General features: G+C 73.4%; 20 protein-coding genes. 17 read left to right on the top strand and 3 right to left on the bottom strand.

Annotated elements, in window-relative coordinates:
• Positions 1–6 precede the first annotated feature (6 nt).
• The 14 genes from V1J52_RS14945 (at position 7) to V1J52_RS14880 (ending at position 15,894) form a co-directional block, all read left to right on the top strand.
• The gene (locus tag V1J52_RS14945) at positions 7–360 is read left to right on the top strand and encodes a hypothetical protein (RefSeq protein WP_330140281.1); all 354 of its coding nucleotides are present in this window, start codon (positions 7–9) and stop codon (positions 358–360) included.
• Positions 357–1,004, top strand: coding sequence for an HNH endonuclease (locus V1J52_RS14940; protein WP_330140280.1), 648 nt, complete (start codon positions 357–359; stop codon positions 1,002–1,004). Before V1J52_RS14945 ends, V1J52_RS14940 begins: the two co-directional genes overlap by 4 nt.
• A 59-nt stretch (positions 1,005–1,063) precedes the next feature.
• On the top strand, positions 1,064–2,671 hold the full coding sequence (locus V1J52_RS14935; protein WP_330140279.1) for an AICE element replication initiation protein: 1,608 nt from the start codon (positions 1,064–1,066) through the stop codon (positions 2,669–2,671).
• Positions 2,672–2,938: 267 nt separating this feature from the next.
• Positions 2,939–3,172, top strand: coding sequence for a helix-turn-helix domain-containing protein (locus tag V1J52_RS14930; protein ID WP_330140278.1), 234 nt, complete (start codon positions 2,939–2,941; stop codon positions 3,170–3,172).
• A 119-nt stretch (positions 3,173–3,291) separates the two neighbouring features.
• Positions 3,292–4,575, top strand: a complete 1,284-nt coding sequence (locus tag V1J52_RS14925; protein ID WP_330140277.1) for a tyrosine-type recombinase/integrase — start codon at positions 3,292–3,294, stop codon at positions 4,573–4,575.
• Complete coding sequence (locus tag V1J52_RS14920) at positions 4,565–4,705, top strand: hypothetical protein (protein ID WP_330140276.1); 141 nt, start codon at positions 4,565–4,567, stop codon at positions 4,703–4,705. Before V1J52_RS14925 ends, V1J52_RS14920 begins: the two co-directional genes overlap by 11 nt.
• Before the next feature lie 165 nt (positions 4,706–4,870).
• Positions 4,871–6,514, top strand: a complete 1,644-nt coding sequence (locus V1J52_RS14915) for a penicillin-binding transpeptidase domain-containing protein (RefSeq protein WP_330140275.1) — start codon at positions 4,871–4,873, stop codon at positions 6,512–6,514.
• Between the two features lie 102 nt (positions 6,515–6,616).
• The gene (locus tag V1J52_RS14910; protein ID WP_330140274.1) at positions 6,617–8,461 is read left to right on the top strand and encodes an ABC-F family ATP-binding cassette domain-containing protein; all 1,845 of its coding nucleotides are present in this window, start codon (positions 6,617–6,619) and stop codon (positions 8,459–8,461) included.
• A gap of 164 nt (positions 8,462–8,625) precedes the next feature.
• A complete protein-coding gene (locus V1J52_RS14905) occupies positions 8,626–10,551 on the top strand; it encodes an outer membrane protein assembly factor BamB family protein (RefSeq protein ID WP_330140273.1) in 1,926 nt (641 codons plus the stop codon).
• A gap of 172 nt (positions 10,552–10,723) precedes the next feature.
• Positions 10,724–11,518 carry a helix-turn-helix transcriptional regulator gene (locus V1J52_RS14900; RefSeq protein ID WP_330140272.1) on the top strand — a complete coding sequence of 265 codons (795 nt, stop codon included), beginning with the start codon at positions 10,724–10,726 and terminating at the stop codon, positions 11,516–11,518.
• Between the two features lie 144 nt (positions 11,519–11,662).
• A complete protein-coding gene (gene galT / locus V1J52_RS14895) occupies positions 11,663–12,715 on the top strand; it encodes a galactose-1-phosphate uridylyltransferase (RefSeq protein ID WP_330140271.1) in 1,053 nt (350 codons plus the stop codon).
• Complete coding sequence (gene galE, locus V1J52_RS14890; RefSeq protein ID WP_330140270.1) at positions 12,712–13,728, top strand: UDP-glucose 4-epimerase GalE; 1,017 nt, start codon at positions 12,712–12,714, stop codon at positions 13,726–13,728. The genes galT and galE overlap by 4 nt, the downstream gene beginning before the upstream one ends.
• Positions 13,725–14,816: a galactokinase gene (locus V1J52_RS14885; RefSeq protein WP_330140269.1), complete on the top strand. Its 1,092-nt coding sequence runs from the start codon at positions 13,725–13,727 to the stop codon at positions 14,814–14,816. Before galE ends, V1J52_RS14885 begins: the two co-directional genes overlap by 4 nt.
• Positions 14,817–15,141: 325 nt before the next feature.
• On the top strand, positions 15,142–15,894 hold the full coding sequence (locus V1J52_RS14880; protein ID WP_330140573.1) for a helix-turn-helix transcriptional regulator: 753 nt from the start codon (positions 15,142–15,144) through the stop codon (positions 15,892–15,894).
• Positions 15,895–15,981: 87 nt separating this feature from the next.
• On the opposite strand, the gene V1J52_RS14875 is transcribed toward V1J52_RS14880, so the two are convergent.
• Positions 15,982–16,479 carry a MarR family winged helix-turn-helix transcriptional regulator gene (locus V1J52_RS14875; RefSeq protein ID WP_330140267.1) on the bottom strand — a complete coding sequence of 166 codons (498 nt, stop codon included), beginning with the start codon at positions 16,477–16,479 and terminating at the stop codon, positions 15,982–15,984.
• A 157-nt stretch (positions 16,480–16,636) separates the two neighbouring features.
• Here V1J52_RS14875 and V1J52_RS14870 point away from each other — a divergent pair, with 157 nt between their 5' ends.
• Positions 16,637–17,455 carry a trans-aconitate 2-methyltransferase gene (locus V1J52_RS14870; RefSeq protein ID WP_330140266.1) on the top strand — a complete coding sequence of 273 codons (819 nt, stop codon included), beginning with the start codon at positions 16,637–16,639 and terminating at the stop codon, positions 17,453–17,455.
• Positions 17,456–17,555: 100 nt separating this feature from the next.
• On the opposite strand, the gene ppc is transcribed toward V1J52_RS14870, so the two are convergent.
• A complete protein-coding gene (gene ppc, locus V1J52_RS14865) occupies positions 17,556–20,300 on the bottom strand; it encodes a phosphoenolpyruvate carboxylase (protein ID WP_330140265.1) in 2,745 nt (914 codons plus the stop codon).
• 349 nt (positions 20,301–20,649) lie between these two features.
• On the opposite strand from ppc, the gene V1J52_RS14860 reads away from it, so the two are divergent.
• Both V1J52_RS14860 and V1J52_RS14855 read left to right on the top strand, forming a co-directional pair.
• Positions 20,650–21,675 (top strand): acyl-CoA desaturase, encoded by a 1,026-nt coding sequence (locus V1J52_RS14860; protein ID WP_330140264.1) that lies wholly within the window; start codon positions 20,650–20,652, stop codon positions 21,673–21,675.
• Positions 21,672–22,361: a TetR family transcriptional regulator gene (locus tag V1J52_RS14855; protein ID WP_443075826.1), complete on the top strand. Its 690-nt coding sequence runs from the start codon at positions 21,672–21,674 to the stop codon at positions 22,359–22,361. Before V1J52_RS14860 ends, V1J52_RS14855 begins: the two co-directional genes overlap by 4 nt.
• A 72-nt stretch (positions 22,362–22,433) precedes the next feature.
• On the opposite strand, the gene pth is transcribed toward V1J52_RS14855, so the two are convergent.
• Entirely contained in the window at positions 22,434–23,027 is a 594-nt protein-coding gene (gene pth / locus V1J52_RS14850) for an aminoacyl-tRNA hydrolase (RefSeq protein WP_330140263.1), read from the bottom strand.
• Position 23,028 lies beyond the last annotated feature (1 nt).

Raw genomic sequence — 23,028 nt, 5'->3', positions numbered from 1 at the left:
GTGGACGTGTTCGGCGACGCTGAGTCGCGGGAGCCGACGCGGGTCGAGGTGGCGGCGCGTGCCTACCTGTCGTTCGGTGAGCTGCTGGCGCTACTGACGCTGACGCCGGGGGTATGTCTACGGTGCGAGGACTTGGACGACGACGGGGAGGTTCGGTACGCGGTCTGGTTCGGGATGCTGGCCAGCGACGTGACCGCACTGGACGCGGCGGCCGAGCTGGCTGTTGACGCGCTGCTGGACCGGGTACGGAAGGGGCACTCGCAGGTGCCGCCGCTGGAGTACCTGCATGCCGCCGCGCGGGCCGTTACGCGCGTCTTCGGCGTCCCGGCCCCGACTGCGCACCTGGCGGGTGCGGCATGAGGGAGCGGGGCTGTCCGAGCGCCGCGCGGCGGCGGTTGCGGAAGGACCAGCTTGCCCGCCGTCACGGGGCGCGGTGTTGGTACTGCCGTCGTCCGTTCACCAGCTTGCGTGAAGCGACGCTCGACCACGTGGTGCCGCTGTCGCTGTGGCGCTCGTGGTCTGTCACTTCGCTGATGCTGGCGTGCCGGGCCTGCAATGAGCGCAAGGCCGACCGCCTTCCCCTGCTGCTGGCCCTGGTCATCTGCGCTCATGCGGCGGCAACGGGTGCGGTCACCGAGATGACCGGCGACCCGGACACTGCGGTGTCCGGTCCGGGGACCGGTGGCCCGACCACGACGCCGAGTGTGACGGCGGGTGTGACGGGTGCCGTCACGCAGGTCAGCGCCGATCAGTCGGCCACAGGTGTTCATCCGGTCTGGCTGATCCTGGCCCGACTCGCTCACGCCCACCACCCGGTGTTCACCGCTCGGTGGTCGCCCCACCGGGTGGCCGATCGGGTCGGCCACCAGTCGCCCCCTGACCAGTGCGGATCGACCCCGGTCCGCTCGCGTACGCCGCGTTCGGCGGTGCGGTCCGGCTGCCTGCACGCCCCCCGGCCCCGCCGCGTGTGTGGCGGTCCCGACGACCAGGCGGTGACCGTATGAACGCCGTGAACACGACCGTGAACGGCGCCCCCCGACCGGTGAACGGCACCGTCCGGCCCGTGAGCACCGTGAACGGTCCCATGAACGCCCGGCCCAACCCGGTGAACACCGCACCCGGCACCGTGAACACGGCGCCGGACGGCGTGAACGCGGGTTCGGGGGGCGGTGACGGTGGGGGGAAGAAGGCCCCGGCTGCCGCGCGGATCGTGGACATGGCTCGCCAGCAGTACCGGTTCGTGATCTCGACGGATGGCCGTCCCTACGCCGTGGCGCTGGACGGCCCGAACATCGCCCTGCCGTTGCGGGGCCGGACCGGTGTGCGGCAGCGGCTCGCCCGCGCCTTCGCGGACGCCTACCCCGGGGAAGTCGCCTCCCAGTCCGCGCTGGCCGACGCCATGACCGTCCTGGAAGGCATCGCGGAGGACACCGACCCCACCCCCGTGCATCTACGGGTGGGCCGGGCCGCTGACGGGGCCGTGGTGGTGGACCTGGGCACTGCGGACGGCCGCGCCGTGGTCATCTCTCCCGGCTCCTGGACCGTGCGGGACCGCTCGCCGGTCCTCTTCCGCCGCTCGGGCGCGATGGCGCCCATGCCCGAACCCGTCCGCGACGGCGACGGCCTGGCCCAGCTCCACGCGCTGGTGAACATGGACACCCCCGCCTTCCGCCAGCTCGTCGCCTGGCTGGCCGCAGCCTGGATTCCCGACATCCCCCACCCAGCCCTGGTCTGCAAGGGAGAACAGGGCACGGGCAAGTCCAAGGCCGCGCAGATGTTCATCAACCTCATCGACCCCTCACCGGCCGCCAAGCGCAGCCAGCCACGCGACGAGAAGGCGTGGTCGCGGCAGGCGTTCACCTCCTGGGCTCTGTGCCTGGACAACGTCTCCACCATCCCGCCGTGGCTCTCCGACACCCTGTGCAAGGCCGTCACCGGTGACGGCGTGGTGGACCGGGCTCTGTACACCGACGACGACGTCGTCGTCCTCACCTTCCGCCGGGTGCTGGCCATGACCACCATCGACGCCGGCGCATTGGCCGGGGACCTGGCCGAGCGCGTGCTGATGCTCGACCTCAACCTCATCGAGGCGCACCAGCGGCGCAGCGAAGAGGAACTGGACGCCGCGTTCGGGACGGCACGCCCCGCGGCCTTGGGCGCGCTGTGCGACGTGCTGGCCGCCGTGCTGGCCGAACTCCCGCACGTGCGTCTGGAGTCGATGCCGCGCATGGCCGACTTCGCCCGCGTCCTGGCCGCCGTGGACCGCACCCAGGGCTGGAACACCCTGGGCGACTACCTGGCCACCTCAGCCAACGTCGCCAGCGACGCCCTGGAAGGCGACCCGTTCGCCATGGCCATCTCCCACCTGGTCGAACAGGCGGGCACCTGGCAGGGCACCGCCGCCCAACTCCTGGACGCCCTCCCCACACCGGGGCCGGTCCGTCCGCCGAACTGGCCCAAGGACGCCACCCGCGCCAGCGGACGCGTCAAACGCCTCGCCCCGCTCCTGCGCTCCATCGGCGTCGCCGTGGACGACACGCAGCGTAGCCAGGACCGGCACCGCCACCGACTGCTCATCCTCACCCGCGCCCCCGCCAACGACCCCGCAGCGTCCACACCCCGGCAAGGCCCCCTCTGGCCCGACCAGCCCACGCCGGACGCCTCCCCCTAACCGCCTGACCACGGCAAACCCACCGGCTACCGTGCCGGGCCGGGCCGCACCGAAGCGGCCCGGAGCACCAACCACGCTGCGGACGCTCGAACCGTCCAGCGTCCGCAGCGTCCAACCAGCGTCCACACCTCACAGCCCACTCCACCTGCGCAAACACGCGCCTGCGGACGCTAGGACGCTGCGGACGCTGCGATCCCCCAACTCTCTAGGACCGCCAACTCACGCCCTCTCCACGCCCAGATCCGGACACAAGGAGTAACCAAACCCATGGTCACCAAGCCCGGTCCGGACCCCCGCGCCACGCTGTGCGGCGGCCTCCCCGACCGCTACCTCACCCCCGAAGACCTCGCCTCCCTCTTGGCCGTGCCCGTCGAGACGGTCTACGCCTGGCGCCGCAAACGCACCGGGCCGCCCGGCTTCCGCGTCGGCAAGCACCTGCGCTACGACCCCGCCGCCGTCCACGCCTGGATCACCCAGCTCGCAGCACAAGACGCCGCCTGACGGCCACTCCCGGTACTGGCCACTGGGCAACTTGCCACTAGCCAGTACCGGGCCACCACACCCCCCAGCAAGCGCCTCCACCTGCGCACTTGCCGCTAGCCAGTAGGAGAGCTCCCGGAATGGCCGGACACGTCCAAGACCGTTGGTACAAGACCGAACCCGACGCCAACGGCAAGCCCCGACGCGTCAAGACCGACCGCCACGGCACCGGCATGCGCTACCGCGCCCGGTACATCGGCCCGGACGGAACGGAGAAGTCCAAGAGCTTCCCCGACCGGCAGAAACGGCGGGCTGAGGACTGGCTCAACGCCGTCGAAGCAGACATGAGCCGGGGCCAGTACACCGACCCCAAGACCAGCCGGACGACGTTCCAGCAGTACGCGGGACGTTGGGTGGCGGCGCACGCGGGGGAGGTCAACAGCCGTGAAGCTGCTGAACGTCGGCTGCGGCTGCACGCCTATCCGTACTTCGGAAGCCGCCCCCTCGGTTCCTTCCAGCCCAGTCACATCCGCGACTGGATTGCGGCGCTTGAAACGAGCGTCCCGGCAGCGTCGCATCGACGGATCATCGTCGGCACGGTCTCGGCTGTGCTGAGCGCCGCCGTGGACGACGGCGTGTTGAGCAAAAACCCGTGCAAGGCGCGCTCGGTCAAGTTGCCCAGGGAGAGCCCGGCCCCGGTTGTGCCGTGGACTCTGGACCAGGTCGACGCCGTCCGGACCGCGTTGCCCGAGCGGTTCCGGGTCGCCGTGACAGTCGGCGCCGGGTGCGGGATGCGGCAGGGGGAGGTGTTCGGGCTGTCGCTCGACGAGCTGGACCATGATGGCGGTTGGGTCGCGGTGCGGCACCAACTCAAGCGGATTCGGGGGAAGTACGTGTTCGCGCCGCCGAAGGGCGGGAAGGTGCGGGATGTGCCCTTGCCCGAAGCCGTCAGTGACGCCCTCCGCGCCCACCTGAAGCGGTTTCCGCCCATAGAGGTCACTCTGCCGTGGCGGACCCCGGAGGGACCCCCAGTGACCCGTCAGCTCCTCCTCAGCGGGACACGGGGGCTGCACGTCCGGGTGAGCCACTTCAACGATCACGTCTGGAAGCCCGCTCTCGTGGACGCCGGTGTACTCCCGGCGCGGGAAGAAGGGGAGCGGTACGCGAGCGCGAGGGAGCACGGCATGCACGCGCTGAGGCACTTCTACGCCTCGCTGCTGCTGGACGCCGGGGAGAACGTCCGGGCCTTGAGTCAGTACCTTGGCCACAGCGACCCGGGATTCACCCTGCGGACCTACACGCATCTGATGCCGAGCAGCGAAGGCCGCACGCGGCAGGCCGTGGACAACCTGTTCCAGCGACCCCGAAACCATGATCACGGCCCAGAGACGGCCCAGGGCGACGAACATCCCCTTGCTGAGTAACAAACTGGCTGGTCAACGCCATGCGGGCCGTGGGGCCGGGGGCTTCGTCTACTTCTGGCCGCTGTACACCGCGGGCGAGCTGTCCATGGACCAGTGGCGGGCCCGCATGTGGCTGGGCACCTGGATCTGACGGCGTCCGGCCGCCCGCGGGAGAAGTCCAGCCCGAGCGTGTCACAGCCCTGCAACGGACCGTGGCGGGCCCCACGTCCGCCGATGCCCTGCGCGACGGGCGTGCTCTAGGGTGCCTGGGGAGTCCCCGGTGGCTGCCGGGGTGGGGTGGAGGGGTCAGCGACTTATGCGAGACGGTCAGAAGATGGCGGTGATCGGTGCCGTCTGCGCCGCCGCCGTGGGGGCCGCGGGATTCGGTGCCTACGCGTTCGTCGGTGGTGAGGGCACGCAGTCCGGGAACGACCCGGGCGTGCTCCGCACGAGCCAGGACGACAGCAAGCCGGGGGCCGCACCCACCGGGCCGCCCAGCGCCACCGAGGTGCGCACGGCGGCGGGGGCGTTCCTGACCGCCTGGGAGTCCGGCGACACCGCGGAGGCCGCCGCGCTCACCGATGACGAGACCGCCGCCGCCAAGGCCCTGGCCGCCTTCACGAAGGACGCGGGCGTCACGGCGGTGGACCTCACCGAGGGGACCCCGGCGGGCGCCGAGGTCCCCTTCGACGTCACCGCCTCCATCACCCACCAGGAGCAGACCGCGAGCCTCGCCTACACCTCCGGGCTGACCGTCGTGCGCGGCGCGGACGGCGAGCCCGTCGTCGACTGGGAGCCCGCCGTCCTCCACCCGGAGCTGGCCGAGGGCGACACCCTCGTCACCGACGCCGCGGGCGATCCCGAGGTCGTCACCGTGGACCGGGACGGCCAGGAGCTGACCGCCAAGGAGTACCCGGAGCTGGCCGCCGTCCTGGCCGACGTCACCCGCCGGTACACGGACTCCGCCGGGGGCGAGCCGGGGATCGTGACCCGCGTCGTGGGCGCGGACGGCAAGGACAAGAAGGTGCTCAAGAAGCTGACCGAAGGCACCCCCGGCACGGTGCGCACGACGCTGGACGCCGGGCTCCAGAAGGCCGCGCAGGCGGCCCTGGAGGGCAAGGCCAAGGGGTCGGCCGTGGCGATCAGGCCCAGCACCGGGGAGATCCTGGCCGTCGCCAGCACCCCGGCGGGCGGCTTCAACTCCGCCCTGCGCGGCTCGCTCGCGCCCGGCTCCACGTTCAAGGTCGTCAGTGCCTCGATGCTGATCGAGAAGGGCCTCGCCTCCGCCGACGCCCCGCACCCGTGCCCCAAGTTCTTCACGCACGGCGGGTGGAAGTTCCAGAACCTCGACGAGTTCGAGATCCAGGGCGGCACGTTCCGGCAGAGCTTCGCCCGCTCCTGCAACACCGCCTTCATCAGCCAGGCGCCGGAGCTGTCGGACGACGACCTCACCCAGCAGGCCCGCGACCTGTTCGGCATCGGCCTGACCTGGTCGGTCGGCACCGGCACGTTCGACGGCGCGGTGCCGGTCCAGTCCGACGCCCAGATGGCCGCCTCGCTCATCGGGCAGGGCGGCGTGCGGGCGAACCCGCTGATCATGGCGTCGGTGGCGGCCACGGTGAAGGCGGGCGCCTTCCACCAGCCGGTCATCGTCCCGCAGGACGTGGACGGCCGCGCCCTGGCGACGGCGCCCCGGCCGATGAGTCCGGCACTGGCCGAGGAACTGCGCTCGCTGATGCGGACGACCGCCACCAGCGGCACCGCGCAGGAGGCGATGGCCTCCGTCGGCGGCGACAAGGGCGGCAAGACGGGTTCGGCCGAGGTCGACGCGCAGGAGCTGCCCAACGCCTGGTTCATCGGCTTCAGCGACGACCTGGCCGCCGCCGCGCTGATCCCCGCGTCCGGGCACGGCGGCACCAACGCGGGCCCGGTCGTGGCGGAGATCCTCAACGCCGGGTAGGCCGGAGCCGGGGTGCGCGGGCCCGGCGACGGGGACGTGCGGGGGCACGGCCGGGGGCGACTAGGGTGGCCGTTGCCCCCACCTCGCAAGGAGCCCGACCTCATGGCCGTCAACCTCGTCAACCTGGAAGCCGTCAGCAAGGCGTACACGTTGCGCACCCTGCTTGACGGCGTCTCCCTCGGGGTGAACGAGGGCGAGCGGATCGGCGTCGTCGGCCGCAACGGGGACGGGAAGACGACGCTCGTGCGCGTCCTGGCCCGGCTGGAACCGGCCGACTCCGGGCGGGTCACCCACGCGGGAGGGCTGCGGCTCGGCGTGCTGACGCAGCACGACTCGCTCGACCCGGCCGCCACCGTGCGCCAGGAGGTGCTCGGGGAGCTGGCCGACCACGAGTGGGCGGGCGTGGCCCGGGTGCGCGACGTGCTCACCGGCCTCTTCGGCGGCCTGGACCTGCCCGGCTTCGCCGACGGCATGGACACCGTCATCGGTCCGCTGTCCGGCGGCGAGCGGCGCCGCATCGCGCTGGCCAAGCTGCTCATCGCCGAGCAGGACCTCATCGCGCTGGACGAGCCCACCAACCACCTCGACGTCGAGGGCATCGCCTGGCTCGCCGCGCACCTGCGGGCCCGGCGCTCCGCGCTCGTGTGCGTCACCCACGACCGCTGGTTCCTCGACCAGGTCTGCACGCGGATGTGGGACGTGCAGCGCGGGGTGGTGCACGAGTACGAGGGCGGCTACAGCGACTACGTCTTCGCGCGGGCCGAGCGGGAGCGCATCGCAGCCACCGAGGAGGCCAAGCGGAAGAACCTCATGCGCAAGGAGCTGGCCTGGCTGCGCCGGGGCGCCCCGGCCCGCACCAGCAAGCCGCGCTTCCGCATCGAGGCGGCGAACGCGCTGATCGAGAACGAGCCGCCGCCGCGCGACAGTGCGGAACTGATGCGGTTCGCGGGCTCCCGCCTGGGCAAGACGGTGTTCGAGCTGGAGGACGTCACCGTCCAGGCCGGTCCCAGGACGCTGATCGAGCACCTCACCTGGCAGGTCGGCCCGGGGGACCGGGTGGCGCTGGTCGGCGTCAACGGCGCGGGCAAGACGTCGCTGCTGCGCGCCCTGGCCGACGCGGCGTTCAGCGACGGGGAACGGCAGCCCGCCGCCGGGCGCGTCACGGTCGGCCGGACGGTGCGGCTGGCGTACCTGTCGCAGGAGGTGGCCGAGCTGGACCCGGCGCTGCGGGTGCTGGAGGCCGTCGAGCAGGTGCGCGGCCGGGTGGACCTCGGCGGGGGGCGGGAGATGACCGCCTCCCAGCTGTGCGAGCGGTTCGGCTTCACCAAGGAGAAGCAGTGGACGCCTGTCGGGGACCTCTCCGGCGGTGAGCGCCGCCGTCTCCAGCTCCTGCGGCTGCTCATGGACGAGCCCAACGTCCTGTTCATGGACGAGCCGACCAACGACCTGGACATCGAGACGCTGACCCAGCTCGAGGACCTGCTCGACGGCTGGCCCGGCTCCCTCGTCGTCATCAGCCACGACCGGTTCTTCGTCGAGCGCACCACCGACCGGGTGTTCGCGCTGCTGGGTGACCGCAGCCTGCGGATGCTGCCGCGGGGCATCGACGAGTACCTGGAGCGCCGCGCGCGGGCCAGGGAGGGCGCCGGGCCGACCGCGTCGCCGTCGGCGGCCCCGGCCGCGGCGGGGAAGGCCGCCGACGGCGGCCAGGGCAAGCAGGCCGCCGCCAAGCAGGCCGCCGCGTCGCGGGCGGCGCAGAAGGAGTTGCAGCGCATCGAGCGGCGGCTCGACCGGATCGGTGAGAAGGAGACCGCGCTGCACGCCGAGATGGCCGAGCACGCGACCGACTTCGAGCGCGTGGCCCGGCTCGACGGTGAGCTGCGCGAACTCACCGAGGAGAAGGACGGGTTGGAGCTGCGCTGGCTGGAGCTGGCCGAGGAGCAGTGACGGCGGGCGGAACCGGCCGGGGGCGTGACGGTGTCCGGTGGTACAAAGGGCTTCGCTCAACAGCCGAGGAATGACGCAAAGTCGGCGGGCCAGATGTCCGATTCGCTCGTCCCTACGGGGGAATGAGGGGCAGGGCAGTCGGTCCGCGCGTGCGCAGAAGGATCATGATGTCGCAGCCGCCGCCACCCCAGCAGCCGCCGAACCAGCCACCCGAGCCGCCGGAGGACCGGCAGCCGGAGGACCGGCCGTCCGAGCCGCCGGAGGGACACGCGTCCGAGCAGCCCGGGTCCCAGCAGCCCGAGCAGTCGCCGGCCCCGCCGGCCGAGGGCGGTTTCGGTGCCCCGCCGGAGCCCGGCTACGGGTACCGGCAGCCGCCCGCGGAAGGGCCGTCCCTCCAGAAGCAGCCGCCGGGCGCACCGCCGAACCAGCCGCCCGGCGCCCCCCAGCCCGGTTACGGCTACCCGCAGGCCCCGGGGCAGCCGCCCGGCTCCCCGCAGCCCGGTTACGGCTACCCGGGCCAGCCCGGTCCGTACGGCCAGCCGGGTCAGCCGGGCCCCTACGGGCAGCCGGGTCAGCCCGGTCCGTACGGGCAGCCGGGTCAGCCGGGTCCGTACGGGCAGCCGGGCCCGTACGGCCAGCCCGGCCCGTACGGGCAGTTCCCCACGCAGCCCCTCCCGGGCGCGGGCGGGTCCGGTGGCGGCGCGAACAAGAAGCTGCTCCTGGTCATCGCCTCGGTGGTGGCGGTCGCCCTGATCGCCGTGGGCGCCGTCTTCTTCATCACCTCGGGCGGTGACGACGAGGACGACGTGGCCAAGGGCGGTCCCACGGGCACCAGCGAGGGCAAGGGCGGCGACGTCGACGAGGGCGGCAACGTTCCGGCGGCCCGGGACGGCTCGGCCGAACTCCTCTGGAGCACCGAGTCCCCGGTGGTCAAGGAAGAGATCATCCAGGACACGCCCGGCACCTGGTTCGCCGGTGACACCGTGGTGAAGTACTCGGTGGGCCGCGTCGTGGCCTTCGACCTGGAGTCGGGTGACCAGGCGTGGGAGATCAAGATCCCGCGCGCCCGGCACTGCACGGCGGCGCACCAGGCGGTGGACGACAAGGCGTTCATCGTGTGGGGCGGCAAGTGCGAGAAGATCATGCTGATCGACCTGGCGGCGGGCAAGGAGCTGTGGCGCAAGGACCTCCCGGCCAAGGACGGCGAGGACTACCCGGACGTCAGCTACCCGCACGCGGCGCTGACCACCGACGTGGCGGGCGTCGCCTGGAACGGCGGTTCGGCCGCCTACGCCACGGACGACGGCGAGCTGCTGTGGAAGGCCAAGGAGGAGTACACCGACTGCCGTGACCGCGCCTACCTCGGCGGCGAGGAGTTCCTGTCGCTGGTGGAGTGCGGGTTCGGCGACGAGTACAAGCTCCAGTCGCTGGACGCGGCGGGCAAGACCCAGTGGGAGTGGGAGGCGCCGGCCGGCATCGAGGTCCAGCGCGTGCTGTCCACCGATCCGCTGGTGCTGGGCGTCAGCGCGGGCAACGGCGGCTCGATCTTCTTCAACGAGATCATGACGCTCACGGTGGACGGCCGCAAAGCCTCGGTCGCCCAGAAGATCAGCGTGGACACCGAGGAGCGGTTCGACGTCGCCTGCACCGGCATCGGCCCCGCGGACTGCTACAACGCGCTCGTGGACAAGGACAGCAACACGCTCTTCCTGGCCACCAAGATGCACCCCGGAGCCGACGACTCCCGGGTGAACGAGATCGTCGCCATCGACCTGTCGACCGGCAAGAACCGGTGGGTCTCGGAGTCGTCCACCGGCAACAGGACGAGCCCGCTGGCCCTGTACGAGGGCCAGTTGCTCACCTACGAGGGCGGGGGCTACGGCGAGAGCGGCGTGCTCTACGCGCTCGACCTGGCGACGGGCGAGGGCAGCGAGTACCTGAAGCTCCCCAAGGAGGAGGAGGAACTGAGCCGTATCGCCCAGCAGGGTGACGGACGGTCGCTGTGGCACGAGGGCACGCTCGTCCTCGTCTCGGAGTCGGTGTACCGGGACACGTCCCTGAACAAGGGTGAGCTGGCCGTCTTCCGCTGACGCGCCGCCCCCCGCGCCGCCTCTCGTGCCGCGCCGGTCCCGCCGCCCCCGGGTGGCGGGACCGGCGCGGTCGTGTCCGCGGTGCGCTGTTCCCGGCCGAACGTCCGCGAAGGGCGGCGCCGGGCGCGGGGAGCCGGTAACTTGCCGGAACCGGTTGAGTGGGGGCGGGTCGATGGGCATGCGGGTCATGGTGGTGGACGAGCACCGGCTGCTGGCCGAGGCGCTGGCGTCCGCGCTCCGGCTGCGCGGCCACCGCGTCGTCGCCGCGGCGGCGTCCCCGGCCGCCCCCGCTGCCGCCTCCGCCGTCCCCAAGGCCCCGCCCCCGGCCGCCGCGGCACCGGCCGCCCCGCCCCCGGCCGCCGCGGCACCGGGAACCGCCGTCCCGCGCCCCGCCGGGACGGTCGAGCTGGTGGTGCGGCGCATGCCGGAGGTGTGCGTGTGGGGCACGGGCCACCCGGCCGAGGCCGGCGCCTTCGAGGCGGTGGCCCGCATCCGGCGCGAGCGTCCGCAGATCGCCGTCGTCGTGCTGGGCCCCGTCCCGAGCCCGTACGGGCTGGCCGCCGCCTTCGCGGCGGGCGCGTGCGGCTACGTCCGCAGCGACGAGCGGGTGGAGTGCGTGGAGCGGGCGCTGGTGCGGGCGCGGGCGGGGGAGGCGGCCGTCGCGCCGCACCTCCTGGCGGAGGCGTTCACCGAGTTACTGCACCCGGCGGCGGGGCCGGGCGACGAGGCGGCGCGGCTGCTGGCCCTGCTGACGCCGCGCGAGGCGGAGGTGCTGGCCCGGGTGGCGGACGGCGAGGACACCCGCCGCATCGCCGCCGGGATGGGCATCGCGTCCAGCACGGCCCGCACCCACGTCCAGCGCGTGCTGGTGAAGCTGGAGGTGGGCTCCCGGCTGGAGGCGGCGGCGTTCGCGGCCCGCACCGGACTGCTGGACCGCGCGCGCGAACGCGGCACCGCGGAGCGCTGAGCGGCGCACCCCTTGACCGCGGCTGTTGCTTTGTGCTTCATTGTGTTCGTTCGTGTTGGAAATGGGCGCACGTTGAGGTGACGCACGGCGAGATCCGCACGGTGAGGGACGCACGATGAGGCCACGCATCATGAGGAACGCCCGGTGAAGAAGACGCCGACACGGCTGGCGGACGGCCGTGAGCTGATCTACTACGACAGCCGGGACGACGCCGTGCGCACCGCCGTCGACCGCCGCCCGCTGCCACACGTGGAGATCACCACGCAGACGCGCTACGACCCGCTGCGCGACCAGCACGTCGCCGTCACCGCGCACCGCCAGTCCCGCACCTACCACCCGCCCGCCGACGCCTGCCCGCTGTGCCCCACGCGGGACGGCCGGTCCGGCGAGATCCCGGACGACGGCTACGAGGTGGCCGTGTTCGAGAACCGCTTCCCGTCCTTCGCCGGCGGGCGGGGCCGCTGCGAGGTCGTCTGCTTCACCGACGACCACGAGGCGTCGTTCGCCTCCCTCACCGAGGAACGGGCCGCCCTGGTGCTGGCCGCCTGGACGGACCGCACCGCCGAGCTGTCCCGCCTCCCGGGCGTCGCGCAGGTGTACTGCTTCGAGAACCGGGGCGCGGAGATCGGCGTCACGCTCGCCCACCCGCACGGCCAGATCTACGCCTACCCCTTCGTCACCCCGCACACCGCCGACGCGCTGCGGGCGCTCGCCGCCCACCGGGCACGCACCGGGGAGAACCTGTTCGACACGGTCCTCGCGCGGGAACGGGCCGAGGGCACCCGCGTCGTGCTGGAGACCGACCACTGGACGGCCTTCGTCCCCCACGCCGCGCGCTGGCCCTACGAGGTGCACCTCTACCCCCGGCGCCGGGTGGCGGACCTCACCGGACTGGACGACGCGGCGCGCGCCGGGTTCCCCGGCGTCTACCTCGAACTGCTGCGCCGCTTCGACCGCGTCTTCGGGCCGGACCAGCCGCCGACCCCGTACATTGCGGGCTGGCACCAGGCGCCCACCGGCCGCCGGGACGACGCCGCCCGCGCGGACTTCGCCCTGCACCTGGAGCTGTTCACCATCCGCCGCGCGAGCGGGAAGCTGAAACACCTGGCGGGCTCGGAATCGGGCATGGGCGCCTTCATCAACGACGTGTCGCCGGAAGCGGCGGCGCGGCGGCTCCGGGAGGTGGCGAGCGCATGACGGGCACGGACCAGGGGACGTTCCTGGTGACCGGCGGGGCCGGGTACGTGGGAAGCGTCGTCGCGGCGCACCTGCTGGAGGCCGGACACCGGGTGACGGTCCTGGACGACCTGTCCACCGGCTTCCGCGCCGCCGTACCGGCGGACGCCCGGTTCGCCGAGGGACGCGTGCAGGACGCGGCCGGGGCGCTGGAACGCGCCGGGCAGCCGCTCGGCTCCTTCGACGCGGTGCTGCACTTCGCCGCCAGCTCCCAGGTCGGCGAGTCCGTCGCCGACCCGGCCGCCTACTGGCGCAACAACGTCGGCGGCACCATGGACCTGCTGGCCGCCATGCGCGAGGCGGACGTGCGGCGCCTGGTGTTCTCCTCCACCGCCGCCGTGTACGGCGAACCCGGCACCGGCCTGCTCACCGAGGACGCCCCCACGGCTCCCACCAGCCCGTACGGCGCCACCAAACTCGCCGTCGACCACATGATCGCGGGGGAGTGCGCGGCGCACGGCCTGGCCGCCGTCTCGCTGCGCTACTTCAACGTGGCCGGGGCCTACGGCCGCTACGGGGAACGGCACGACCCCGAGTCGCACCTGATCCCCCTGGTGCTGGAGGCGGCGCGGGGCAGCCGCCCGTCCGTCGCGGTCTACGGCGAGGACTACCCCACGCCCGACGGCACCTGCGTGCGCGACTACATCCACGTCGCGGACCTGGCCGAGGCCCACCTGCTCGCCCTGGACGCGGCGGCACCCGGCGAGCACCTGGTGTGCAACCTGGGGAACGGCAGCGGCTTCTCCGTGCGCCAGGTCGTCGAGGCCGCGCGGGAGGTCACCGGCCGGCCCGTCCCCGCGCGGCCGGCGCCGCGCCGCCCCGGGGACCCGGCCGTCCTCGTCGCCTCGGCGGAACGGGCACGGCAGCGGCTGGGCTGGCGGCCCAGGCGCCCGGAACTGGCGGACATCATCGCCGACGCCTGGACGTTCGCCCAGCAGGCGGAACCGGCCGCCGGGCGCGGGGCCGCCACGTGACCGCCGCCGACCTCGGCGCCGTGGTGTGGGAGGCGCCCGGCCGCGTCAACCTCATCGGCGAGCACACCGACTACAACGACGGCTTCGTCCTGCCGCTCGCTCTCCCGCACACCACCCGGGTCACCGCCACCCGGCGGCCCGGACCCGGCCTGCGGCTCGTCTCGGACGGCGCCACGCAGGGCTGGACGGCCTACCCCGAGGGCGTCCTGGCCGTCCTGCGCGAGGCCGGGCACCAGGTGGGCGGCGCGGACCTGGCCTTCACCTCCACCGTGCCGACCGGCGCCGGACTCTCCTCCTCCGCCGCCCTGGAGGTCGCCACGGCCGCCGCGCTGAACGACCTCTACGGCCTCGGCCTGACCCGGCCGGAACTGGCCCGCGTCTGCCAGGCCGCGGAGAACGTCCACGTCGGCGTGCCCTGCGGGGTCATGGACCAGATGGCGAGCGCCTGCTGCACCGCCGGCCACGCGCTGCACCTGGACACCCGCGACCTCGCGGTGCGCGCGGTCCCCTTCGACCTCACCACCGCCGGACTGCGCCTCCTCGTCGTGGACACCCGGGTGAAGCACGCGCTCACCGACGGCGCGTACGCCGAGCGGCGCGCCGGGTGTGAGCGCGCCGCGCGGGCGCTCGGAGTGCCCGCGCTCCGCGACGTGGCACCCGAAGGGCTGGACGAGACGCTGGAGCGGCTGCGCCGCGCCGTGGACGATCCGCGTCTTCCCCGCCTCGTGCGGCACGTCGTCACCGAGAACGCCCGCGTCGCGGAGGTGGTCGGCCTGCTCGACGCGGGCCGCCCCCGGGACGTCGGCCCGGTCCTGACGGCGGGCCACGCCTCCCTGCGCGACGACTACGCCGTCTCCTGCCCGGAACTGGACCTGGCCGTGGCAGCGGCGAACGCCGCCGGGGCGCTCGGCGCCCGCATGACGGGCGGCGGCTTCGGCGGCTCGGCCGTCGTCCTCGTCGAGCAGGACGCGACGGCCGAGGTCGGGGACGCCGTCACCGCGGCCTTCGCCCGCGCGGGCCACCGCCCGCCCCGCCTCTTCGAGGCGGTGCCCTCCGCCGGCGTGCGGCGGGTCAGCCCGGCTCCTTGACGCACACGTGGCCGGCCGGTGAGCCCGCCCGCCCTCTCCGGCGGACGGGCGTCCACCGGCCGGGCGCAGACCTCCAGCGCCTGTTCCCGCCCGCCGGGATGCCCCGCGCAGCGCGGCGGACACGGGGGAGCGGCGGGTGTCGCGGTCCCGCAGCCGGACGCGGCTGGCCCTGTCGGCCGCGGTGCCGAAGGTGGACACCGGGCCACCGGAGGCGTCCGGTGCGACAGGCACCGGCCACTTTCCCCGAGCGGCCTTCCGTTCCCGCAGGGCGTCCGTACGCTGGCAGACGACGCCGTGGGCCGGACGGGGGTGGGACGGGGTGGGTGTGCAGCGCATCCGGGTGCTGGTGGCGTACGGCCACCGCGTCTTCGCCGAGTCGCTGGGGGCCGCGCTCGGAGCAGAACCGGACGTCGAGGTGGCCGCGGCGGGCAGCGGCGCGGCGGCACTGCACTGCCTGTCCCGGGCCGCCGCGGCCGGACGCCCCTTCGGGGTGCTGCTCGTCGACGCCGAACTGATCGACGTGGCGCCGGACGAGGGCCCGCGCCCGCCCGCCGTCCCGGCCGCCCCGCCCCTCGCCGCACCGGGGGAGGACGCGGCGCTGCTGACCCGGGTGCGCCGCGTCCACCCCGGGCTGCGCACGGTGGTCCTGGCCGCCGGCGGCCAGGACCCGCGCCGCGCCGCCGCCGCGCTCCAGGCCGGGGCCGCCGGGTGGGTGGCCAAGGACACGTCACTGGCCCGGCTCCTCCAGGTGGTGCGCGGAGTCGTGCGCGGGGAGACGCACGTGCCGCCCGTCCTGCTCACCGGCGTGCTGCGGGAGCTGACGGCCGGGGCCCGGCACCGCAGCGAGCACGAGCGGCTCCTCGCCTCGCTGACGCCGCGCGAGCAGGAGGTGCTGCGCTGCATGGTGGCGGGCCTGGGCCGCAAGGCGGTGGCGGAACGGCTGTTCCTGTCCCCGCACACCGTCCGCACCCACATGCAGAACGTGCTGGGCAAGCTGGGCGTGCACTCGACGCTGGCCGCCGTCGCCCTGGCCCGCCGCGCCGGCCTCACCCCCGCCGAACCCCACCCCCTCCCCTGAACCGGTCCATGAGGGCCTCGCGGTGCGAGGCTTGGCGAAAACAGCGAAGGTCTTCGCCCGCATCGATCCCGGGGCGGAGCGGGGTGGTCAGGCGGGGACGTTGTCGAAGGGGGCGGTGAGGCGGCGCAGGAGGGCGGCCAGTTCCAGGCGCTGGCCGGAGGACAGCTCGGCCAGGATGGCGCGTTCCTGCGCGAGGAGTCCGGCCAGGGCCTGGTCGGCGCGGTTGCGGCCCTCGGTGGTGAGGCGGACGAGGACGCCGCGCCGGTCGCTGGGGTCGGGCAGCCGTTCCACCAGGCCCTTCTTCGCGAGCCGGTCGATGCGGTTCGTCATGGTGCCGGAGGTGACGAGCGTCTGGGTGAGGAGCTGTCCGGGGGAGAGCTGGTAGGGTGCGCCAGCCCGGCGCAGCGAGGTGAGCACGTCGAACTCCCACGGTTCGAGGTTGTGCTCGGAGAACGCGATGCGCCGGGCCCGGTCGAGGTGGCGGGCGAGTCGGCTCACCCGGCTGAGTACTTCCAGCGGCTCCACGTCGAGATCGGGGCGTTCACGGCGCCATGCTGCCACCAGTCGGTCGACCTCGTCCTCCATGGCGGCCAGTGTAGTAGTTCGCTCGCCGTAAAGTTTCTTGACGTCAAGACAAAAGCTCCCGCACGCTGAGGGGTGCCGGGCCTCCGCAGGTGGAAGGCTCCGGGCGCCGGGACCGCCGACAGGCACGGCAGGTCCGTCGTACGCAAGGAGGCCCTTCATGCCATCCGTTCCCGTCTGGGACCCGCAGGTCTACCTCCAGCACGCCGATCACCGCACCCGCCCCTTCCTCGACCTGCTCACGCGCATTCCCGAGCTGCCCGACACCGGGCGCCCGCCGCGCATCGCCGACCTGGGCTGCGGCCCGGGCAACGTCACGGCGCTGCTGGCCGACCGGTGGTTAGACGCGCACATCACCGGCTATGACAGCTCCCCGGAGATGCTGGCCGCGGCCGCGGTCCACGCGGGCCCCACCCCGGGCGGGGGACGGCTGGATTTCGCCCCGGCCGACATCGGGCAGTGGGAGCCGCCGGGCGAGTTCGACCTCATCGTCTCCAGCGCGGCCCTCCAGTGGGTGCGCGGCCACGCGGAATCCTTCAAGTCCTGGCTGGAGGCCCTGCCACCGGGCGGCGTCCTCGCCTTCCAGGTCCCCGGCAACTTCATCGCCCCCAGCCACGCCCTGCTGGGAGAGCTGTGCGACACCCCCCGCTGGCGGGAACGCCTCGGCGAACAGGGCAGACGCTACGTGCACATCCTGGAGCCCTACGAGTACCTCCAGCGGCTCGCGGACCTCGGCTGCGCGGCCGACGTCTGGGAGACCACCTACGTCCGGCTCCTCCAGGGCACCGACCCGGTCCTGGAGTGGGTGCGCGGGACGGCCCTGCGCCCCGTCCTGACCGCGCTCGCCGACGATCCGCGCGCCCAGGACGCGTTCCTCGACGAGTACCGCGAACGGCTGCGCGCCGCCTACCCGCCGGGCCCGCACGGCACCGCCTTCCCGTTCCGCCGCGTCTTCGCCGTCGCCCGCAAGGCGCACTGACCGGGCCGCCGGGGGCGGCGGAGCCGCGGACGGGCGGCGGCGCACCCGCGGCGGACCGCCGGTGCGCCGCCGCCCGTCCCGGGCCGGCCGGAGCCGGACGTCAGCCGGTGTTGCGCAGGCCCGCCGCCACACCGTTGACCGTCAGCAGCAGCGCCCGCGACAGCAGCTGGTCCGGCTCCTCGCCGCGCTCGGCGGCCTGGCGCTGCCGGTCCAGCAGCGCCACCTGGAGGTAGGAGATCGGGTCCAGGTAGGCGTCGCGGATCTTCAGCGTCTGCCGCAGCACCGGGTCGGACTCCAGCAGCCCGCCCTCACCGGTGACGCGCAGGACCTCCTGCACGGTCAGCGCGTGCTCGGCCTCGATGTCGTCGAAGACGTGCCGCAGCTCGGCCGGGACCAGGGTCTCCACGTAGTGCCGGGCGATGCGCAGGTCCGTCTTGGCGAGCGTCATCTCCACGTTCGACAGGAAGTTCCGGAAGAAGTGCCAGTGCTCGTACGCCTCCGTGAGCACCGCGTCCAGCCCGGCCTCGCGGGCCGCCTTCAGGCCCGTTCCGACGCCGAACCACCCCGGCACGATCTGCCGCGACTGCGTCCAGCCGAACACCCACGGGATCGCCCGCAGCCCGTCCAGGCCCGCGCCCGAGTCCGGGCGGCGCGAGGGGCGCGAGCCCAGGTGCAGGTCGGCGAGCTGGTCCACCGGGGTGGAGGCGAAGAAGTACGCCGGCAGGTCCGGGTCCTCCACCAGCGCCCGGTAGGCACCGTGCGCCGCGTCCGAGACGGTGTCCATCGCCGCGTCCCAGCGGGCGAGCGCCTCCTGCGACTGGCGCGGGGCGGTGTGCAGCGCGGACGCCTGGAGCGTCGCGGAGACCGTCAGCTCCAGGTTCTCCCGGGCCAGCGACGGCACCAGGTACTTGTCCGAGATCACCTCGCCCTGCTCGGTGACCTTGATCTCGCCCTCCAGCGTCCCGTAGGGCTGGGCGAGGATCGCGTCGTGCGTGGGGCCGCCGCCCCGGCCGACGGTGCCGCCCCGGCCGTGGAACAGCCGCAGCCGCACCCCGTGCCGGTGCGCCACGTCCCGCAGCCGCCGCTGCGCCCGGTGGATCTCCCACTGCGAGGTGGTGATGCCGCCGAACTTCGAGGAGTCGGAGTACCCGAGCATGACCTCCTGGAGGTCGCCGCGCAGCGCGACCAGCTTGCGGTAGGAGGGGTCCGACAGCATGGCGTCCAGCAGCTCGTCGGCGATCTTCAGCTCGTCGGTCGTCTCCAGCAGCGGCACGATGCCGATGCGCGCCCAGCCGCCGTGCAGGTCGATCAGCCCGGCCTCGCGGGCCAGGACGGCCGCGGCGAACACGTCGTCCGCGCCCTGGCACATCGAGATGATGTACGACTCGATGACCTCGGGCCCGAAGGTGTCCAGCGCCCGGCGCACCGTGCGGAACACCCCGAGCGTCTTGGCGCCCGCCTCGTCCAGCGGTGCCGGGGTCGGGGCCAGCGGGCGGCGCGAGCGCAGCTCCTTGGCCAGCAGCCGGTGCCGGTAGTCGCGCGGCATGTCCTCGTACCGCCAGGACTCCTCGCCGAGGCGGTCGAAGAGCTGGCCCAGCGCGTGGTGGTGGGCGTCGGCGTGCTCGCGCACGTCCATCGTCGCGAGCTGGAGGCCGAACGCCGCCAGCGTGCGCATGACGCGCTCCAGCCGGCCGTCCGCGACGAGCCCGCCGCGGTGCTCGCGCAGCGACGTCTGCACCAGCTCCAGGTCCGCCAGCAGCTCCCCGGTGCCCAGGTAGTCCCGGCCCGGCACGTGCGGGGCGTCCTGCGCCAGCCGCTCGCGGGTGTTGAGCAGCTTCTGCCGGACGCAGGTCACCTTCAGCCGGTACGGCTCCTCGGCGTTGAGCCGCTTGTAGCGCGGGGTGATCTCCGGCAGCCGCTCCAGGTCGTCGCTGAGGGAGTCCAGCAGCTCCCGCGTCGCGCCGCAGTTGCGGATGGAGCTGGACAGCGCGCCGCGCAGCTCGTCCACGTGCTCCAGCGCCTGGGTGATGCCGTGCTCGTGCTGGAGCAGCAGCACGTCCCAGGTGACCTGCGGGGTGACGTTCGGGTTGCCGTCGCGGTCGCCGCCGATCCAGGTGCCGAACGTCAGCGGGCGCGAACCGGCGGGCAGCGGCGCACCGGCCCGCTCCAGCTCGGCCGCCAGGTCCTCCAGCAGGTCCCCGACGGCTCCGCCGTGCAGCTCGTCCAGGTAGTAGACGGCGTTGCGCGCCTCGTCGGCGGGTTCGGGACGGGCCACCCGCAGCTCGTCGGTCTGCCAGATGAGGTCGATGTTCTCGGCCAGCCGCAGGTCCGTGCGGCGGCGCTCGGAGCGGTCGGTGGCGTCCAGCAGCTCGGCGACCTTGCGCAGCTTCGTCAGCACCGAGCGCCGGGCCGCCTCCGTCGGGTGGGCGGTGAACACCGGGCGCACGCCCAGGTTCCGGGCCGTCTCCCGCAGGTGGCCGGGGTCGGCGTCCTTGAGCATGTCGGCCGTGCGGGCCAGGCTGCCGCCGTCGGCCGCCCGGCGGGCCCGCAGCTCACGGCCGCGGTGGACCTGCTCGGTGACGTTGGCGAGGTGGAAGTAGATGGAGAAGGCCCGCACCAGCTTGGCGGCGGTCTGCGGGTCGGTACGGCCCAGCAGCGCGGCGGCGGCCTCGCCGTCGCTGCGGGTCAGCGCCCGTACGCGTTCGACGAGGTCCAGCAGTTCCTGGCCCTCCTGCCTGACCAGGGTCTCACCCAGCAGATCACCCAGGCGTCTGATGTCGGCACGCAGGGCACTGGTGGCCTCGGGCGACTCCACGGCCTCGGCGGGGGTGTCGGCACTGCTCATGAGAGGCGGCTCCTTGCAGCATTCGGCAGCAGCTCTTGGCGGCTTTTCGGGCGGCGGCCGCCGGCGGCTGATACACGTGACCGACGGCAGCCCTGTCACTCGGGGGTTCAGGACATCTTCGCTCTTGGCGGGTCACGGACCGCACTGTCCGACGCCTCAAGGATAGGTGGCGCCCCTACCCGGGTACTCGCCTGTCCACGCACCGGGCAGCGGAGCTTCTCCGTCCGTTTCGCCTCCCGTGAACCGGCCAGACTGTAGACGGGGGAGAAATGACTGCCATACTTACGAAACCGTAGGTTACGGTCCCGTAGGTGGGACCGGACCTAGTACCCGTCGGACGAGGACGTACATGACGACGACACCAGACCTGGTCGACGACACCGTCGGCACCACCGCGGAGCAGCCCGGAACCACCCCGGCGGACGCTTCCGCCACCCTCAGCGGTGACGGGCGCCGGTCGGTCGAACAGATCACCCTCCTCCTCTTCATCGCCGTACCCTTCCTGGCCCTCATCGCCGCGGTACCGCTGGCCTGGGGCTGGGGGGTGAGCTGGCTCGACCTCGGCCTGCTCGTGGCCATGTACTACATCGGCTGCCACGGCGTCACCATCGGCTTCCACCGCTACTTCACGCACGGCTCCTTCAAGGCCAAGCGCCCCCTGCGCATCGCGCTCGCCATCGCGGGCTCCCTGGCGGTCGAAGGACCCGTCGTGCGCTGGGTGGCCGACCACCGCAAGCACCACAAGTTCTCCGACGCCGAGGGCGACCCGCACTCCCCGTGGCGCTACGGCGAGACGGTCCCCGCCCTGATGAAGGGCCTGTGGTGGGCGCACATGGCGTGGATGTTCGACAGCGAGCGCACCCCGCAGGAAAAGTACGCGCCCGACCTGGTCAAGGACCCGGCCATCCGCCGCATCTCCCGCCAGTTCATCGGGTGGACCGCCGTCTCCCTGGCGCTGCCGGCCGTCATCGGCGGCCTGGCCACCTGGTCCTGGCAGGGCGCGGCCACCGCGTTCTTCTGGGGCTCCCTGGTGCGCGTCGCGCTGCTGCACCACGTGACCTGGTCCATCAACTCCATCTGCCACGCCGCCGGCAAGCGCCCCTTCAAGTCCCGCGACCGGTCCGGCAACGTGTGGTGGCTGGCCGTGCTGTCCTGCGGCGAGTCCTGGCACAACCTGCACCACGCCGACCCCACCTGCGCCCGGCACGGCGTGCAGCGCGGGCAGATCGACTCCAGTGCGCGGATCATCCGCTGGTTCGAGAAGGCCGGCTGGGCCTACGACGTCCGCTGGCCGCAGGAGAGCCGCCTCGCCGCCAAGCGCTCCGAGGACCCGAAAGCTTCCCGCCGGGAACGGAGCACCGCCGACGCGGCATGATGGTCACCGTGCCGACCGACGACCGCAGCGAGCGCAGCATGCAGGACAAACCCCCCACCACCTCCCGGCGCGCGCGCAGGCGCATGACCGGCAAGGAACGCCGCGAGCAGCTCCTCGACATCGGCCGCACCCTGTTCGCCGAACGCGGTTTCGAAGGCACGTCGGTGGAGGAGATCGCCGCCAAGGCAGGCGTCTCCAAGCCCGTGGTCTACGAGCACTTCGGCGGCAAGGAAGGGCTGTACGCGGTCGTCGTCGACCGCGAGATGCGGCAGCTGCTCGGCATGGTCACCAGCGCGCTCACCGCGGGCCACCCGCGTGAGCTGCTGGAGCAGGCCGCGTTCGCGCTGCTCGACTACATCGACACCTTCACCGACGGCTTCCGCATCCTGGTGCGCGACTCGCCGGTCACCCAGACCACCGGCACGTTCGCGTCACTGATCAGCGACATCGCCACGCAGGTCGAGGACATCCTCGGCCTGGAGTTCAAGGCCCGCGGCTTCGACCCGAAGCTGGCGCCGATGTACGCGCAGGCGCTGGTGGGCATGGTCGCGCTCACCGGGCAGTGGTGGCTGAACGCGCGCAAGCCCAAGAAGGCGGAGGTGGCCGCGCACCTGGTCAACCTCGCGTGGCACGGGCTGGACGGCCTGGAGGCCAAGCCCCGCCTGGTGGGGCACCGCCGGGCGTGACGGCCGCGCCGGGCCCGTGCCCGGCCCGCGCCCGCTCGCCGGACGAGGCCGCCTCGTCCGGCGAGCGGCACGTCAGGAGTTGTACGTGTTCTGGGCCGGGGCCAGACCGTCGAGGACCAGCTTCTCGACGGCGTCGGCGGCCCGGTCCACGAAGTAGTCCAGCTCCTTGCGCTCGGCCGCCGGGAAGTCCTTCAGGACGTAGTCGGCGACCGCCATCCGCCCCGGCGGCCGGCCCACGCCGAACCGGACCCGGTGGTAGCCGGGCCCCAGCGACTTCGTGAGCGACTTGAGCCCGTTGTGGCCGTTGTCCCCGCCGCCGAGCTTGAGCCGCAGCGCGCCGTAGTCGAGGTCCAGCTCGTCGTGCACGACGACGATCTGCTCCACCGGCGTCTTGTAGAAGTCGCGCAGCGCGGTGACCGGGCCGCCGGAGAGGTTCATGTACGTCATCGGCTTGGCGACGACGACGCGGCGCCCGGCCGGTCCCACAGGGCCGAGGCGGCCCTCCACGACCTGCGCGCGGGCCTTGTGCGCCTTGAAGTGCGCCCGCATCCGCTCCGCGAGCAGATCGGCGACCATGAACCCGACGTTGTGCCGGTTCCCGGCGTACCCCGGCCCCGGGTTGCCCAGACCGGCGACGATCCAGGGGCCCGTGGACGACTCGCTCATA

The sequence above is a fragment of the Streptomyces solitudinis genome, assembly GCF_036323765.1.
GTDB lineage: Bacteria > Actinomycetota > Actinomycetes > Streptomycetales > Streptomycetaceae > Streptomyces.
The sequence above is the reverse complement of the archived record's forward strand: the minus strand, read 5'-3'. Positions and strand labels throughout refer to the sequence as shown.